The sequence below is a fragment of the Paenibacillus sp. FSL H7-0756 genome (assembly GCF_038006765.1).
In the GTDB taxonomy this organism is placed as follows: domain Bacteria; phylum Bacillota; class Bacilli; order Paenibacillales; family Paenibacillaceae; genus Paenibacillus_AQ.
In genome coordinates this window covers 2,352,586-2,369,316 of the sequence record NZ_JBBOVT010000001.1, presented here as the reverse complement: position 1 = coordinate 2,369,316, position 16,731 = coordinate 2,352,586, and the positions used below count along the sequence as shown (strand labels likewise).

General features: G+C 54.9%; 11 protein-coding genes, 1 tRNA gene and 1 other annotated feature. Of the genes, 4 read left to right on the top strand and 8 right to left on the bottom strand.

The annotated features are described in order from the left end of the window. Window positions 1-17: 17 nt before the first annotated feature. Window positions 18-3,350, top strand: a complete 3,333-nt coding sequence (locus NST04_RS10525) for a DEAD/DEAH box helicase (protein ID WP_445667884.1) — start codon at window positions 18-20, stop codon at window positions 3,348-3,350. A gap of 472 nt (window positions 3,351-3,822) precedes the next feature. Here the strand turns inward: NST04_RS10525 and NST04_RS10520 are convergent, their stop codons facing one another. Next, a complete protein-coding gene (locus NST04_RS10520) occupies window positions 3,823-4,182 on the bottom strand; it encodes a hypothetical protein (protein ID WP_341184201.1) in 360 nt (119 codons plus the stop codon). A 193-nt stretch (window positions 4,183-4,375) separates the two neighbouring features. Between NST04_RS10520 and NST04_RS10515 the strand changes: the two genes are divergently transcribed. Together NST04_RS10515 and argS are read left to right on the top strand one after the other, a co-directional pair. Beyond that, window positions 4,376-4,681, top strand: a complete 306-nt coding sequence (locus NST04_RS10515) for a hypothetical protein (RefSeq protein ID WP_341184200.1) — start codon at window positions 4,376-4,378, stop codon at window positions 4,679-4,681. 233 nt (window positions 4,682-4,914) lie between these two features. After that, window positions 4,915-5,137 (top strand) — a binding site (T-box leader). Window positions 5,138-5,190: 53 nt separating this feature from the next. After that, window positions 5,191-7,371, top strand: coding sequence for an arginine--tRNA ligase domain-containing protein (gene argS / locus NST04_RS10510; RefSeq protein ID WP_341185219.1), 2,181 nt, complete (start codon window positions 5,191-5,193; stop codon window positions 7,369-7,371). A 602-nt stretch (window positions 7,372-7,973) separates the two neighbouring features. Here the strand turns inward: argS and NST04_RS10505 are convergent. Next, a tRNA-Arg gene (locus NST04_RS10505) sits at window positions 7,974-8,047 on the bottom strand. A gap of 190 nt (window positions 8,048-8,237) precedes the next feature. Next, window positions 8,238-8,594, bottom strand: coding sequence for a hypothetical protein (locus NST04_RS10500; RefSeq protein WP_076083164.1), 357 nt, complete (start codon window positions 8,592-8,594; stop codon window positions 8,238-8,240). A gap of 148 nt (window positions 8,595-8,742) precedes the next feature. Between NST04_RS10500 and asnB the strand changes: the two genes are divergently transcribed. Further along, window positions 8,743-10,587 (top strand): asparagine synthase (glutamine-hydrolyzing), encoded by a 1,845-nt coding sequence (gene asnB, locus NST04_RS10495; protein WP_341184199.1) that lies wholly within the window; start codon window positions 8,743-8,745, stop codon window positions 10,585-10,587. Between the two features lie 192 nt (window positions 10,588-10,779). Here the strand turns inward: asnB and NST04_RS10490 are convergent, their stop codons facing one another. The 5 genes from NST04_RS10490 to NST04_RS10470 form a co-directional block, all read right to left on the bottom strand. Beyond that, window positions 10,780-11,616, bottom strand: a complete 837-nt coding sequence (locus tag NST04_RS10490; RefSeq protein WP_341184198.1) for an aldo/keto reductase — start codon at window positions 11,614-11,616, stop codon at window positions 10,780-10,782. 190 nt (window positions 11,617-11,806) lie between these two features. After that, the gene (locus NST04_RS10485; protein WP_341184197.1) at window positions 11,807-12,265 is read right to left on the bottom strand and encodes a cupin domain-containing protein; all 459 of its coding nucleotides are present in this window, start codon (window positions 12,263-12,265) and stop codon (window positions 11,807-11,809) included. A gap of 145 nt (window positions 12,266-12,410) precedes the next feature. Beyond that, window positions 12,411-13,346 carry an SPFH domain-containing protein gene (locus tag NST04_RS10480; RefSeq protein ID WP_341184196.1) on the bottom strand — a complete coding sequence of 312 codons (936 nt, stop codon included), beginning with the start codon at window positions 13,344-13,346 and terminating at the stop codon, window positions 12,411-12,413. Then, window positions 13,346-13,780, bottom strand: coding sequence for an NfeD family protein (locus NST04_RS10475; RefSeq protein ID WP_036694816.1), 435 nt, complete (start codon window positions 13,778-13,780; stop codon window positions 13,346-13,348). Before NST04_RS10475 ends, NST04_RS10480 begins: the two co-directional genes overlap by 1 nt. A 696-nt stretch (window positions 13,781-14,476) precedes the next feature. Next, window positions 14,477-16,429, bottom strand: coding sequence for a glycosyl hydrolase family 18 protein (locus NST04_RS10470; protein ID WP_341184195.1), 1,953 nt, complete (start codon window positions 16,427-16,429; stop codon window positions 14,477-14,479). Window positions 16,430-16,731: the final 302 nt, after the last annotated feature.

Sequence of the window (16,731 nt, the reverse complement as noted above, 5' to 3'; positions counted from 1 at the left end):
TATAGGTGGGTTATCAGGTGCCGGAACGGGTAATCAAGCTGCTGTGCGGCAATGCCGCTTTTGATCAGGGAACGGCTTATTATCATGCCCATAAGGTGGACCTAGTCTACACGGAGCATAATGAGGAAGAGGAATATTCCAAATACCGCGCTGAGGTTCATGGGCTGGACAGCCATGAGATTGCGCTGATTATCGACAGTGACGGGGATGTGCAGGGGGAATGCACCTGCCCGGCTTACTACCGCGGCGGACCCTTCTGCAAGCATATTGCAGCTGCGCTGGTGGCGGTCCTCTACCGCAGCCGGGCGGCCGGAGTTGAACAGGCTGAAGATAGGCAGGCAGATGCGGAGGAGGCTTACCCCGCAAGGGACGGCAGTTTGCTGCTGGCACAAGGCAGCTCCGGCCCCTCCGGGGCGGAGCCCAGGGAGCGCAGCGGAGACCGGCAGCTGGTGAGCAGCATGCTCGGGATATTCACCGGAGGACGGCAGCGGCCAAGCGGTGCGGGCATGTACATCGATCTGCGGACACCGCTCCAGGTCGAGTTCATCTGCCGGCCCTTCAACTTCAGCTACGGCAGTACCATGCTTGGGATGGAAGTGAAGCTTGGTCCTAAGCGCCTTTATATCGTGCAGAAGATCAGACCTTTTTTGGAGCAGGTGCACCGGGGTGAGCCTTTTGAATTCACGGCGCATTTCAGCTATGATCCTGCCCTGCACAGCTTCTCCAAGGAGGATAATGAGGTCCTGCAGAAGCTGATTGAGATCATGCTCAATGAGAAGGTCTACAATAGTCTCACCAGCCCGTATGGTTCCCGCACTAACCCTACCGGGAATGACCGGCTGCTGCCGGTTGCCCCTTTTTTCTGGGAAAGTCTGTATCCCCTGCTAGAAGCAGCGCCTGCCGTTCGCCTTCAGCATGGACAGCTTCTGATGGAACGCTTGTCCCTCTCGGAGGAGCTGCTGCCGCTCAGCTTCCAGTTCGACCAGGCACAGGAGGACGGCTACCGGCTGGATGTCCGGGGACTTGAGCAGCTTACGATTCTGGAGAGCTACGGGATGGTCTTGACCGAGGGCAGGCTGCTGAAGCTTCCGGCGCAGGAATGCGGGCGGCTCTCCGAGCTGAAGCGGATGCTCAGCGGCAGCCGGCGGGATAGCCTGGCGATTGCGCCTGAGCAGATGGAGCCCTTCATGGAAACCGTCATTCCCGGGCTGAAGAAGCTGGGCAGGGTGAGCATTGCCGACACCATTGCGGACCGGATTGTCCAGACCCAGCTTCACGCGAGACTCTATCTGGACCGGGTAAGGGACCGGCTGCTCGCCGGGCTTGAATTCCAGTATGGCGGGATTGTCATCAATCCGCTGGAAGAGAAGGCGCATGAGCGGAGCAGCGAGGTCATTCTGATGCGGGACGGAGAAGCCGAGCGGCGGATTCTGGACCTGATGGCCCATGAGTCCTTCTCGCGGACGGAGAGCGGATATATCATGCGTGACGAGGACGGGGAATTCGACTTCCTGCATCATACCATCCCGCTGCTGGAGCCGCTGCTTCAGGTCTATGCGACCACTGCGGTCAAGGATCGGGTGCTTACGGAGCATGCAGCGCCCAAGGTCAGCCTGAGCTGGAACGAGAAGACTGACTGGCTGGACTTCAAGTTCGCCATGGAGGGCATCACGGAGAAGGACATTACCCAGGTCCTTAAGTCCCTCCAGGAAAAGCGGAAATATCACCGGCTCAAGGACGGAGCCCTGCTCCCGCTGGACACCGCAGAGTTTCAGGAAATTATCGCGCTGATGAACGAGCTCGGCGTCCGCAGCGTGGATATCCGGAGTACGGAGTTCTCCCTGCCGCTGGTCCGCGCTCTCCATCTCCATGCAGGCACCTTCCAGGGTCAGACCATCGAGACCGGCCGCTCCTTCCGGAGGCTGCTGGCCAATATGGCGAGTCCCGAGAATCTGGACTTCCCGCTGCCGGAGAGTCTTGCTCCTGTGCTGCGGGACTACCAGCAATACGGCTTCCAGTGGATGAGGACGCTGGCCCATTACCGCTTCGGCGGAATTCTGGCGGACGATATGGGCCTTGGCAAAACACTGCAGAGCATCACCTTCCTGCTCTCGATGCGGGAAGACATCCGGCAGAGCGGTGTGCCTGCCCTTATTGTGGCACCGGCCTCCCTGCTCTATAACTGGCTTAACGAGCTGAAGCGCTTCGCGCCGGAGCTGCAGGCGGTCATTGCCGACGGCAACGCCGGTGAGCGCAGCCGGGCCCTGCGGAACACGGCCGGGCATGATGTCATTATCACCTCGTACCCGCTGCTGCGCAGAGATGTAGATGAGTATGCCAAGCGGTCGTTCCATACGCTCATTCTGGATGAAGCGCAGATGATTAAGAATCATGAGACTATGACTTCGCAGGCGGTCAGACTGCTTCAGGCCCGCTACCGCTTTGCGCTGACCGGAACACCGGTGGAGAACGCGCTGGAGGACCTGTGGTCGATCTTCAGCGTCGTCTTCCCCGGCTTGTTCCCCGGGAAGAAGGCCTTCCATGACCTTCCCCGGGAGACGGTCGCCAGGCGCGCCCGCCCCTTCCTGCTGCGCCGCCTGAAGAGCGATGTGCTGAAGGAGCTGCCGGACAAAATCGAGTCCCTCCAGGCCTCTGAGCTGCTGCCGGAGCAGAAACGGCTCTATGTCGCCTATCTGGCCCGCCTGCGCAAAGAGGCGCTCAAGCATCTGGACAGCGACAGCTTCGGTAATGGCCGGATCAAGGTGCTGGCCGGACTGACCCGGCTGCGCCAGCTATGCTGCCATCCGGCCCTGTTCGTAGACGGATATACCGGAGGCTCCGGCAAATTCGAGCAGCTGCTGGAGATTATCGATGAGTGCCGCAGCTCCGGCAAACGGATGCTGATCTTCTCGCAGTTCACACAGATGCTCGGTATGATAGGGCGCGAGCTGGCGCTGCTTGGGATTCCTCATTTCTATCTGGACGGACAGACTCCTGCCTCCCAGCGGGTTGAGCTATGCGCCCGTTTCAATGAAGGCGAGCGCGAGCTGTTCCTGATCTCGCTGAAGGCTGGCGGCACCGGCCTCAACCTGACCGGTGCCGATACGGTCATTCTTTACGACCTGTGGTGGAATCCTGCTGTCGAGCAGCAGGCCGCCGACCGCGCCCACCGGATCGGGCAGAAAAAAATCGTTCAGGTTATCCGCCTGGTAGCCCAGGGTACCGTGGAGGATAAGATGTACGAGCTGCAGCAGAAGAAGAAAAACCTGATTGACGAGGTGATCCAGCCGGGGCAGGAGGCGTTGTCGAGCCTGAGCGAGCAGGACATCCGCGAGATCCTCTCCATCTGAGGCATCTGCGATAATGCCAGCCCCAGGCCTGGGAGATTTTCTGCTGTTCTGCTGTTCTGCTGTTCTGCTGTACTTTGTACACTAGAATAAGGCCATATTGGCTGAGAAATCGGATCTGCTGCACTTTGTACACTAAATTCTTACGTATCTGCTGTTTTGAAGCAGAAATTCAAAAATCAAATGTATGAAATGCAGTAGAATGGTTTTTTGCGCCCAAAAGTGCAGTTTCTATTGCACAGAATACATTTACCAGGAAACTGCGTGCGTTGAAGACGGGACAAGGTCCTGAAGCGGAACCTGGTTGGGAAGCATCCGGCAAGTCCGGTATATTCTAAGGGAGGGCACTGGATGCCCGCCGAGGTTTGCGATTTGGTATAACCCCAATTCAAAACAGGGACCTTCTGAGCGAGTAGCACTCTAAGGTCCCTGTTTCATTTTACATCCGGGAAGTCCAATTTATTACCCTGCCACTCTATACGTCTGAACTTAATTTCTCATGCGTCACTACACGGTGTGCATTCACCAGCTGGCCGGTTGATGTCTTGCCCCACACGGATATTCCAATCTCATCTTCGTCTACTTCTCCAGTGATGAACACAAATTCATAGGCATTCAGATCGGCAAAAAAATTCCGGGTTACCACCTGATTTGGAGCAACATCAATTACCTCACTGACATACAGCGTTCTGGTAGCACCCAGCACGTATCCCTGAATACTAATAGAGGCGCTCCCTGGGGCACTCCGCTTGACAATTCTTACCGTCACCGTCTGCGTAGGTCTGACTCCCGAAACGGCATTGTTCTCTATCGGTCCTGTTGACAAAATCGCCATCCTGTCTCGTCCTCCCTTGAAGTTCTAGTGTCAAAGTACGATATATTCATATTCGGACTTTCCTGTAACGGTGTGGACACAGGCCTGAGCCTATTCACCAATGACTGCAGGCACGCATATCCTTGAATAAGGAAAGACCGCCCATGCGCTGCGCTTTTACGCATACGAACGCCGAACGGAAGAAGGGACTCCCATGCCCCCTCCAGGAAAAGGAAAGAAGCCCGCCGCCAAAAAAACACCGTCCAGCTCCAAAACCCAGACTCCTAAAGGGCTTGAATTCGCCGTAGCTGCACTTCTATTGACCGGCAAGCTGAAAGTAGACTCTATCCAGATGTACACGGACGCGTCGCTGTTCGTCAGTCTGGTAGGCAAATATAAAACCTTAAGCGAGCTAAGTAGTGACAATGTCGATAAGCTGGTCAGCTTCCTCGATGACAACAGCAGCCTGACGCTGAACGAGATCATGACCGCTTTGAAAAAGAAAGCCGAAAACACCTGAACACATCCGGAAGTGAAAGTGAGGGACGGGGCGATGGACAGTTTTGACGGAGAAGGATTTGCCGGCGGGCTCCTGCTGGTCATTGTAATTATGCTGCTGATTTATGGTTCAACGGACATCAAGAACCTGACAGGGGCGCCTAGTGACGTGTGATTCTTAACGGTTGGGCTTCTGCTGCACGGTAATCCGCTCTTGCTTTCTCCCAGAAATTCGCTATACTGATACAAATCCATATTCAATCGATGACCGGGAGAGTAATGGTCTTATATCTAGTCCCCAGCGAGCCGGGAAAGTGAAAGCCGGTACAGATTAGAACCATGAAGCGCACCCGTGAGATGGACTTCTGAACCTTGTAGTAGGAAGCCCCGGCCGAGGACCGTTAACCTGTAAGGTGGCTGAGCCGTAAGGCTTTAGCAACGAGAGTGGTACCGCGAGCGCACAAGCCTCGTCTCTTAGGAGATGAAGGCTTTTTTGTCGTTATTTTATTCAGGAGGTTGTTATTCATGCCAATGTTAAGTGAGCTTATCCAAGAAAGTCTGAAGCAGTCTGTTCATACAATCGCGTTAACCCTGGGCGTGCCCGCCATTGCAGAAGTAAATGTTGCCCTGGAGCAGCCAGCGAGTGCTGACCACGGGGATTATTCCAGCAATATCGCCATGCAGCTGGCCCGCCCCTTGCGCAAAGCTCCACTGGTTATCGCCGGGCTAATCGTCGCCGAGCTCGAAGCATCGGGCTCTGTTCACGGACTGGTGCTGAGAACGGAGGTTGCCGGTCCGGGGTTCATTAATATGTATCTGGATTGGCAGGCCTGGGCACGGGCGAAGGGGAATTTCACGCTTCCTCAGCATGCTGGCGGGTCGAAGGTGATCGTCGAGCATACTTCCGTCAATCCGAATAAAAGTCTTCACATCGGCCACTTGAGAAACTCCTGTATCGGGGACGCGCTGGTGAGAGTACTGCGGGCGACCGGCCATACCGTTGAGGTGCACAACTATGTCGATGATCTTGGCAATCAGCTGGCAGATACCGTAGCCGGTCTGCTGAATGTTCCGCTGGCGGGAGAGCATGTAAGGTTCGGAGATTACTGCTGGGACATCTATGCCGAGATTAACAAAACGTACGCGCAGCAGCCGGAGATGGTGCAGAAGCGGACCGAGATCCTTCATGCGCTGGAGGAAGGCCATGGTAATACTGCCTGGATTGGCAACCTCGTCGCCGGGCAGATCGTGAAAGAGCATGTGGAGGAGATGCGGGGGTTCGGCATTGACTACGATCTGCTGGTGTGGGAGAGCAGTATTTTGAAGGAGGGCTTCTGGGCCTCGGCGTTTGAGCTGCTGTCGCAGACGGAGATCTTCGTGCAGGAGACCGAAGGCAAGCTGGCAGGCTGCTGGATTTTGAAGCAACCCGCTGAAGACGACGCACCGGACACACAGGAGGAGCATCAGAAGGATAAGGTGCTGGTGCGCTCGAACGGAATTTTGACCTATACCGCCAAGGATATCGCCTATCATCTGTGGAAGTTCGGACTGCTGGAGAAGGATTTCAGCTACAGCGAATTTCAGAGCGGGCTGTGGACGACCGGCTTGAGGGGACAGGCTCTGCCTTTTGGACGGGCGGACCAGGTCGTGAACGTCATCGATTACCGGCAGGAATATCCGCAGCTGATGGTCAAGCAGGCGCTCAAGGCACTGGGATTCGGTGCGCAGGCAGACGCGCTTCATCATGTCAGCTATGGGGTGGTCTCGCTGAGTCCCGCTTCTGCGGCCGGTCTGGGCATTGATACCTCCAGCGGCAAAAGCTCCTACGCCATGTCCGGGCGTCAGGGAATCGGCATTAAGGTGACCGAGCTGGTCCGGCTCATGGAAGACATGATTGAATCCACCCGTTCGGACAAAAACGGCCTGTCCAGCCGGCTCATCGCCACCGCTGCCATCCGTTACTACCTGCTGCGCTTCAATCTGGGCACCGAGATTGTGTTCGACTTCAAGCAGGCGATGGAAATCTCCGGCAACACCGGCGTCTACCTGATGTACGCCTACGCCCGGGCGCAGCGCGTGCTTAGTAAGGCCGCGGCGGCGGGTGATGTGAGCAGCGTGAACGCGGCTGGCGCTAGCGGGTCCGGCGTGGGCGCGGCTGGCGATAGTGAGTCTGGCGTGGGTGCGGCTGGCGTTAGCGAGTCTGGCGTGGGCGCGGCTGGCGTTAGCAAGTCTGGCGTGGGCGCGGTTGGCGTTAGCGAGTCTGGCGTGGGCGCGGCTGGCGTTAGCAAGTCTGGCGTGGGTGCGGTTGGCGTTAGCGAGTCTGGCGTGGGCGCGGTTGGCGTGGGTGAGTTCGGCGCTGGCGGGGCTGGCGATAGTGAGTCTGACGTTGGCGGGTCGGGCGTGGGCAAGTTCGGTGCTGGCGGGGTGCCGCTGTTCCCGGCGCAGCTCGAAGCGGCTGAGCTTGCCTTGCTGAGACAGCTCAGCTTGTGGCAAGACACACTCTATACAGCAAGCCGGGAGCTTACGCCGAATACGATTTGTAACTATGCTTATTCCCTGGCCTCGTTGTTCAGTAACTTCTACTCGGCTTGTCCGATTCTCAAAGGCGGGGAAGCCAGCATCACCTTCCGCCTGTGGCTAACCCGCAGCTTCACCTATACGCTGGGCGAAGCGCTCGACGTACTCGGTCTGCCTAAGCCGGAGCGGATGTAGACAATAGTGTGCTATGCGGACATAGAGGATCTTATTCTCCGAAAAAGCCTGATTTTCTCCGCGCTGCGGACTCAGAGGACGCTAATTGGTTCGGTCGAGCTCAAAATGAGGAGTGATGGGTTACTTAACGGATTCTCAGTCCGCCCAGCCTGCCAACAGGCCTGAATCCGCCGAAATAACGGATCTACAGTCCGCGAGGTTCGTGCTAGGTCACCCATATGTATCGAAGCGATGCTCCAACGCCCCCGGCTGGCGCCTAGGGTTCTCATCCCCCGGAAATCAAAACAGCCTTCCCGAAGGAAGGCTGCTGTTTTGACGTCCCGGAAGGGATACAGCCCATTCGGGCTGATTGCGAAGTAATGCTATCGAAGCTTATGCTCCAACGTCCCCGGCTGACGCCAAGGGTTCTCATCCTCCGGACATCAAAACAGCCCTCCCGAAGGAAGGCTGCTGTTTTGACGTCCCGGAAGGGATACAGCCCTTTCGGGCTGATTGCGAAGTAGTCCTATCGAAGCTTATGCTCCAACGTCCCCGGCTGACGCCAAGGGTTCTCATCCTCCGGAAATCAAAACAGCCCTCCCGAAGGAAGGCTGCTGTTTTGACGTCCCGGAAGGGATTCGAACCCCCGACCGTGCGCTTAGAAGGCGCATGCTCTATCCAACTGAGCTACCGGGACATGTAGGATAACGTTGTATCATTTGAATCTTTTGAAGAGTTATGTATTAACGCAACGTTATTTATTATACCTGATTCACCAGAATTAGCAAGACCAAACTCTTCCAGTTAAGAAGCTTCCCGTAACCGCCGTCACGGAAAGCCTCCTGCTCTATAGTCAAGCCTGGATATGACCTGCGGAAGATGTGAGCTCAGGGAACCTGCCGGAAATGCTCGCCCAGCTGCCGCTTCAGATCGCCGAAGATGAGCAGTTCGCGCTGGAACTTGGAGCGTTCATCCTCCGGGGTCATCACGGTGCTGCCGGTGAAGCCGCTGACCGTAACGTCCTGGAAGGCATCATGCAGATTATTGTCGAACCAGTCGGTGGCCGTATCCGCATCATTCGTCAGAATCCGGACAATTTCATAGCCCTCCTCGCGCTGATCCTCAACAATATACACCAGCAGCGCGGAATCGCCCACAGCTCCGGGCAATACGCCAACCTCTGCGCAAGGCGCACCGTCGTAATCAGTCATTCTGCGGATTTTGGCGTCTTTAATGTAATACACTTGTCATCATCCCTCCTGGCAAATTTCCCTCTCCCCTAGTGTTCGGATAAGGACATACATTTTATCCCTTCAATCGGCATATATCTGTATTACTTGGCAAAAAAGAAAGGACAGACAACAATCGCACAAAAGAGAGGATGAATCAGACATGTGCGGAATAACCGGATTTGTCCAGTGGCGCGGTGATCTTACAGGGCACTCGCAACTGCTCGTCAGAATGACCGAAACGTTAGCCAACCGCGGACCGGATGCAGCCGGAACCTGGATTTCAGGACCTATTGCCTTCGGTCACCGCCGACTCAGCGTCATCGATCCTGAGAACGGTGCACAGCCGATGATTGCCCGCCATGAAGATAAGTTGTACGCAATAGTATATAACGGCGAGCTATATAATGCCCCTGAGCTGAAAAAAGAGCTGAAGCAGCGCGGGCATCATTTTCTCACGGAATGCGATACCGAGGTTCTGCTGCATGCCTACATCGAATGGGGGCCGGATTGCACGGAGAAGCTCAATGGCATCTTTGCCTTTGCCGTGTGGGACAGCTTGCGCGATCAGGTATTCCTGGCCCGCGACCGCCTGGGCGTGAAGCCGCTGTTCTATAGCCAAGTCGATGACGTTTTCGTCTTCGGGTCCGAGCCCAAGGCGCTGCTGCAGCATCCCCTCGTCCAGCCGAAGGTCGGTCCGGAGGGTCTGGCTGAGATTTTCATTATCGGTCCGGCACGGACTCCGGGACAAGGGGTATATAAAGATATATTCGAGCTTCGCCCCGGTCATGCCATGATTTACAGCCGCAGCGGAATCCGCAGCTATGCTTACTGGAAGCTGGAGAGTGTCCGGCATACCGATAACGTGGATGAGACGGCAGCACGGGTGCGTGAATTGCTTCAGGATACGCTGGAGCGCCAGCTGGTCTCCGATGTCCCGGTCTGCTCGCTGCTCTCCGGCGGACTCGATTCCAGCGCCCTGACCGCGCTTGCCGTAGATTATTACAAACGGACCGGCCAGGGCCGGGTCGATACCTTCTCGGTCGATTATGTAGACAACGATAAGCATTTCAAAAGCCATACCTTCCAGCCCGGAGCCGACGGTCCCTGGATTCAGCGGATGGTCGACGAGCTGGAGACGAATCATCACTTTATCGCTTTTGACACACCGGAGCTGGTAGCCGCACTCGATAATGCCCTGTACTCCCGTGATTTGCCGGGGATGACCGACGTGGATTCCTCACTCTATTTGTTCTGCCAGGAGATCAAAAAGAAGGCCACAGTAGCCATCTCAGGCGAAGCAGCCGACGAAATATTCGGCGGCTATCCCTGGTTCCACCGCGAGGAGATGTTATCTTCCGGTACCTTCCCCTGGTCGGTGGCCCCCAACATGCGTGCCGGATTATTATCGCCGGAAATCCGGGAGTGGATACGTCCGCTGGAATATTTAGGTGACCGTTACAGCGACGCGGTGGCCGAGGTGCCGAGGCTTGACGGTGAGACCGGCAAACAGTCGCAGATGCGTGTGATGTCCTATCTCAACATTACCCGCTTCATGCCGACCCTGCTGGACCGCAAGGACCGGATGAGCATGGGCGTGGGACTTGAGGTACGCGTTCCGTATTGTGACCACCGGCTGGTGCAATATGTTTTTAACATTCCATGGGAGATTAAAATGGTAGGCAACCGGGAGAAAGGCATCCTGCGTAAGGCGCTGGAGGGCGTACTGCCGGACGATGTGCTCTACCGCAAAAAAAGTCCGTACCCCAAAACGCATAACCCCGCCTATCTGAACAAGGTGCGCTCACAGGTGCTGAGCATTCTGGACGATCCTTCTTCCCCCATCCTCCCGCTCATTGATCATGCCAAAATCAGAGAAATCGCCGCATCGCCAGAGTCCTCGACCAATCTGCCATGGTTCGGCCAGCTGATGTCCGGCCCGCAATTATTCGCTTATCTGGCCCAGGTCAACCTGTGGCTGAAGACATACAATGTGTCGATCGGCTGAGTTCAAATCAAGTAGAAACGGCTTTGCCGTCCTTTTAAAGGACGGTACCGTTTCAGCGGGAAATAGAGGGATAATTTATAGAGTGAAACATATAAATTCTATATTTCAAAAAGGGTGCCCGCCCAGAATGTAAAGCACACATTCTGGAGGGCACCTTTTGTATAGCAATAGATTCATCAATCTATCTTAACTCTAGAAATTGAAATTATCCGGGTCCGGGCCGAAGCGGTGATTCTGATTCAGGTCCTCAATGGCCTTAACATCCTCATCGCTGAGTGTGAAGTCGAAGAAGCCGGCGTTCTCGATAATCCGCTCCTGATGGACCGACTTCGGAATGGTGATGACGCCCTGCTGCAGATCCCAGCGCAAGACAATCTGCGCTACCGTCTTGCCGTACCGCTCCGCCAGTTCCTTCAGCAGCGGCAGATCCAGATTACCCTGCATGAGCGGACTCCAGGCTTCCAGCTGGATATCATGCTTCCGCGCATATTTCAGCAATTCACGCTGGGTCAGCAGCGGATGGAATTCCACCTGGTCTACCACTGGCACCACGCCGCTGTCCTCGATGATATCCTCCAGATGATGCGGCTGGAAGTTGCTCACCCCGATGGATTTGACCAGCCCTTCCTTTTGCAGATGGATCAGCGCTTTCCAGGTTTCTTTATATTTGCCGGCCACCGGCCAGTGAATCAAGTACAAATCTACCTGCTCCAGACCCAGCTTCTTGCGGCTGACTTCAAAAGCCTTCAATGTCGATTCATACCCCTGATCCGGGTTGCGGACCTTGGTGGTAATAAACAGCTCTTCCCGGGGAACTCCGCATTCACGGATCGCCTGCCCCACACCCTCTTCATTGTTATAGCCGGCAGCTGTATCAATACTGCGATACCCCGTCTCCACCGCAGACTTCACCGCACGGATAACCTCTTCGCCATCCTTGGTCTGCCATACGCCAAGACCCAGCCACGGCATCGTTACTCCATCGTTCAAGGTAGGCCCGCCTGTAAATGGTGCGTTCATTTCACTCATATCGATACCCTCCAAGCCTAATTTGAATTCAACAAGCTTCCTTAACCGTATTACCGCTCTCATAATCATCCAATTGCGAAATCAGTGAACCGGATAGCCCATAGGTTGCCAATATGTGACGATTGTATGCCCCGTATGTATCAAAAATGGAGCACAGCCCCTTCCCGGCCGCACTCCATTACAAACCTGCTTATTTCTTGTCAATCAGCTTGAAATCGTCAAAATGGAACTCCGGAGACACGATGCAGGAGACGAGTGACGGTTCTTCGCCTAACGGACGTGCAGCCTGCCATACACCGGGAGGAATCACTACCTGCGGCTGCTGGCCCGCAGCGATATCCAGACCCAGAATAACCTCCGTTACGTTCTCCGGCTCTGCGCCGTTGCCTCCCAGGCTAAGCACGATCGGGCTGCCGGAATGATACAGCCAGATTTCGGAGGACAGCACAGTGTGCCAATCCGAAGTCTCGTCAGCATGAAGCAGGAAATAGATCGATGAAGCTGAAGCGCGCGGGCCCGAGTATGCCTCGCCCAGCGTGTCCTTAGGAATCTCAAACGGAGAATTCCACAGTCTCTTGTACCATCCGCCTTCCACGTGGGGCTGCAGCCCCAAGGTTTCTACGAGCGGGGAAATTTCTTTTTGCGTCATGGGTTCTTCTCCTTCAAGTCTTGCACAGCGGCAAAACAGTCTTCATAAGCAAAGGCTTAAGAGGTACAAGCGTACCTGCTAAGCCTCGGCCTGATTGTGCTATTAACTGTAACGGATACTGCAGCAATTGTAAATTGTCTTACTCTTATTTGCCTTCTTTGCCAGCCTTGAATACTTCGGCAATGGCTCCCAGGCTGCCCAGTGTTTCCACCGCACTGGTCGGCAGGAATATTTTGTTCGCTGGTCCCTTAGACATGTCAGTCAGAGCTTCAAAGGATTGATAAGCCAGCACTCTTTCATCCAGTCCTGCGCTGGCGATCATGGCAATCCGTGCTTTCTCCGCCATCGCCACTGCTTCGATCGCCTTGGCCTGGCCGAGGGCTTCCAGCTCCTGCGCCTGACCGAGACCTTCCGCCTGACGGATGCGGGCTTCCTTATCCCCTTCCGCCTTCAGGATCTTGCTCTGCTTATCCCCTTCGGCACGGAGGATCATATCCTGCTTGGCGGCTTCCGCCTCCAGGACAATCGCACGCTTGCTGCGTTCTGCCTTCATCTGTTTGTCCATGGCTTCCTGAATATCGAGCGGCGGCTTGATGTCGATAACTTCGACACGCTCAATGCGCACGCCCCACTTCTCTGTCGCTTCATCCAGCGCGAGACGGATGTCGGAGGAGATTTTTTCACGGCCGGACAAGGTTTCATCCAGCTCCAGCTTACCGATAATCTGACGCATGGTGGCTGTGGAGATATTCCGCACCCCATACACATAATCGGAGATACCGTACGTTGCTTCTTCCGGACCCACTACCTGATAGAAGATAATCGTATCGATCTGCACCTGTACGTTATCCTTCGTGATTACCGTCTGCGGCGGTACATTCGCCTGTTGAATCCGCAGGTCATGATAGACCCGCACCTGATCAATTACCGGAATGAGAATATTCAGACCTGGTGTAAGCAGACGGTGGAATTTACCCAGACGCTCTACAACTCCAACTCTTTGCTGCGGGACAATCTTGATCGTCATTGCGATAAATACTACGACAACAACAATAATAATTCCGATAATTATCAATTCCATTAGTACATATCCCCCCATCGTTCTACTTCAATAATGGTCGTGCTTCTTCTTACTACAATTACCTGCTGACCCTTGCCCAGTGCCACTGTAGAGGTTGCACTCCATGTATCGCCGCCAATCTTGACCTGCCCATAACGGCCAGGCTCAATCGGTTCAACGACCAGACCTTGCCTGCCGATAATCTCGGTACCCGTATCCTTGAAGCCCCGCGCATTGCGCAGCCGCTCAGATAATGGCTTGGTGAAGAACGTCAGGGCCAGGGCTAACAGCGAACCCGCTACGACCTGCAGCAGCCATGCATCCGGCAGCACAAGCGCAACCAGTCCGGCAGCCAAGGCTCCCAGGCTAAGCCATAACAAATAGAATGTAAACGTAAACATCTCTACTACAAACAAGACGCCAGCGGCAATTAACCACAATACCCACATACTCATTGGTGAACCCACCACCTTCCGCTATATACTACTATAACGAAATAATCGGCATCACGTTTCACAAATTTTTAGAGGCCGGGGCAGCCGCCTGTCTGTTCATTATATTTCAGCCTGTGGAAGCTTATGAACCTTAAGCGGGATACAGGACGGCTAAATTGTATTTAAACATAAATATATCCAATCGAAGCGTAAAAAACTCACTAAGCGGAATTTCCGTACCCGGAAATCCTGCTTCCAAAACCTCCAAGGCACAGAATTAGCTATAAATATGGTGCAAACCACCATATTGGGACGGGAAATCTGAGATTCTGCGGGGAGTGGAGCTCGGCGGATGAAGCAGGTGGATATTGTACATCTAATTCGGGGTCATCGTGGCACATATAGAAATTAGTTGGAAAAACAACACTTAATCGGTCCGTTTTTTCGTGAATCGAGAGAGTCCGGCTGATTAACTGTACTTTTTCCAACTGCTTCCTACAAGGACCGCGTTTCAGCGAAATTAAATGCCTTTTTTCCAACTATGTCCGCTCACTAATCATAATAGCAAGCAGATTAAATAAGCAGGATCGCTCGCAGCAACGTATCATTCGGAAAAGCACTAAAAAACGGTGCCAGCTTAAAGCCGGCACCGCTCATTGTTCTATACTTAGGCTTACTATTCCCTATGGCTGGATTTCCGCGCTATCTGCTCCGCCTTTAGTTCAGCTTCCAGAGCGCAGGAGTGACATTCGGCTCCCAGCCGGCAAGTGAGGTATGGGCTTGCAGGCAGGTGTAGGATTGCCCGTTGTAAGTCACGATACTGCCGGTACTATAAGCAGTGCCCGCTTTCCAGGCAGCAGCACCTGGGGTAGCCGAAGGGACTGGCGTCACTACAGGAGTAGAAGTTGGCGCTATCGTCGGCGTAGCTGAAGGGCTTACTGTCGGTAGTGGCGTAGCTGTCGGCTGCGGGGTAGTGTTACCGCAGGTACCGGTCACCCGCCACACCCCGAAGGCACCGCTGAGATCCGGCCGGTCTCCCTGCGTCCACCACTGGGCCTGATAGATCAGCCCGCCATAGGAGACTTGCTGTCCCTGTGTGTAGACAGCGGTGGAACTCCAGGCTGCCGTAGAGCATTGCCCCCGCGTCGCCGTCGGTGCCACTGTCGCAGTCGGCGTGGCTGATGGCTTCACCGTTGCCGTCGGCGCTACCGTCGCCGTTGGTGCCACTGTCGCGGTCGGCGTGGCCGATGGCTTCACCGTTGCGGTCGGCGTGGCTGATGGCTTCACCGTCGCCGTCGGCACCGGCGTTGCTGTAGGTGTCACCACCCCGCCGCCCAGCTCTGCACTGAGCTTGGTCTGCAGCGTCTTATTGCGGTCTCCGCTGGTCTCCCAGAACATGGCTCCGGCAAGACCCTTGGATTTCAAGTAGCTGGCTTTGTAGCCGATGGATTCGGCATCATCATAGCTGATGAAGGTCTGGTTGGACGGGTTATAGAGATAAGGGACCTTGGAGGTATTGTTCCAGTAACGGGTATAACCGTTCTTATTGATATAATTGGCTTCCAGATCACTGAAATCGTAGTTGCCCTTCTCCCAGGTTCCGGTCTGGGAGATCCCGGCGGACACCTGATATTGTCCGTTGCCCGCAGCAGGGGCACCGCCCCAGCCCCGGCCGTAGAACGGCATGCCGAGCACCAGCTTATTCGCCGGTACGCCTGCACTCAGATAGCTGGTCACTGCCTTGTCGATATTATAGTTCGCCGGCTCGGTCAATCCTGATGAAGCGGCTGCCGGGTCATAATACAGCGGTGCATTGTGGCCGGTAGTAGGGTTCCAGCTGCCGTTGAAGTCATAGGTCATAATGTTGATCCAGTCCACCACGGAGGCGATTCCGCTGAGATTGTTATTCTGAATGTAAGTCGGACCTGCACCCGAGGCAATGGTCAGGAGATACGTTTTGCCGTCAGCAGCCCCGGCGGCATTCAGCTTTTCCCGGATCTTTTGGAGCAGCAGGATGTAGTTCTGCCTATCCTCAGGGCGGTAGCTGTTGCCCGCAAGTCCGCCGCTGACCGGATATTCCCAGTCCAGATCGACACCGTCCATCTTGTATTTGCGGATGAAATCCACGGAGGAGCTCGCGAACACCTCACGGGTTGCCGCTGTGGCAGCCACATCCGAGAAACGGTTGGACCAGGTCCAGCCCCCGACGGAGATCATCGTCTTCAGATTCGGATTCTTGTCCTTCAGCTTCCAGAGCTGCTTCAGATTCCCCTTGATCGGGTCATCCCATTTGTCATCGCCGAAGCTTTTCTGGGCATCGATCCAGGGATCGCCCAGCACTACAGTGCCATTGGGAACGCTGATCGCCTGCCCCTGCTCGTTCTGGCAGGACCAGGTGACCGGATTCGGTCCGGTCGGATCGGAATTGCCGTGTATTCCGTTCCAGCAGATGTCAGCAAAGGCATAGTTGATGACATTCATTTTGCCAGGATCGATATCCGTTACATTATAAGCCCGCCCATAGGCGGCCCATGAAGCATAATAGCCGACAATCTTGTAGTCACCGGCTGCCTGAACAGTTCTGTTATTTGCACCAAAAGCCGAAAAAAGAGTAAGGAAAAGGACTGCCGCCAAGCCAAGCACAAAGGATTTTCTTTTGATAAAGGCCATTTCGTAATTACCTCCCCGGTTCAATGCGTAGCCTGTAAAGCCTGCTTCATGGACATCCATGCGCCTCTGCCATCAAGGATATTAAGTGACCGTTCTTCCCTTGCTGCGAATGAGAAAGCTCAGCGTTCACCTCCCGGACCCGATTGGCCTTGACCTTCACCCTCTGAAACTATTAAATTCCTGGCAGTTTGACTGGTAGACTAGCATTAGACAGCTCAAAAAGCGCAGCTCAGCAGCATACGGATTACTCGCTCCACTGCGGCCTACGTTGTTGTCTGGTAAAGTTCAGGTGGGTAGAATGC

Excerpts from the sequence above, each read along its gene's own strand:
- NST04_RS10520 (WP_341184201.1), bottom strand. The coding sequence starts at position 4,182 with ATGGCGATTTTGTCAACAGGACCGATAGAGAACAATGCCGTTTCGGGA.
- NST04_RS10515 (WP_341184200.1), top strand. The coding sequence starts at position 4,376 with ATGCCCCCTCCAGGAAAAGGAAAGAAGCCCGCCGCCAAAAAAACACCG.
- argS (WP_341185219.1), top strand. The coding sequence starts at position 5,191 with ATGTTAAGTGAGCTTATCCAAGAAAGTCTGAAGCAGTCTGTTCATACA.
- asnB (WP_341184199.1), top strand. The coding sequence starts at position 8,743 with ATGTGCGGAATAACCGGATTTGTCCAGTGGCGCGGTGATCTTACAGGG.
- NST04_RS10490 (WP_341184198.1), bottom strand. The coding sequence starts at position 11,616 with ATGAGTGAAATGAACGCACCATTTACAGGCGGGCCTACCTTGAACGAT.
- NST04_RS10485 (WP_341184197.1), bottom strand. The coding sequence starts at position 12,265 with ATGACGCAAAAAGAAATTTCCCCGCTCGTAGAAACCTTGGGGCTGCAG.
- NST04_RS10480 (WP_341184196.1), bottom strand. The coding sequence starts at position 13,346 with ATGGAATTGATAATTATCGGAATTATTATTGTTGTTGTCGTAGTATTT.
- NST04_RS10475 (WP_036694816.1), bottom strand. The coding sequence starts at position 13,780 with ATGAGTATGTGGGTATTGTGGTTAATTGCCGCTGGCGTCTTGTTTGTA.
- NST04_RS10470 (WP_341184195.1), bottom strand. The coding sequence starts at position 16,429 with ATGGCCTTTATCAAAAGAAAATCCTTTGTGCTTGGCTTGGCGGCAGTC.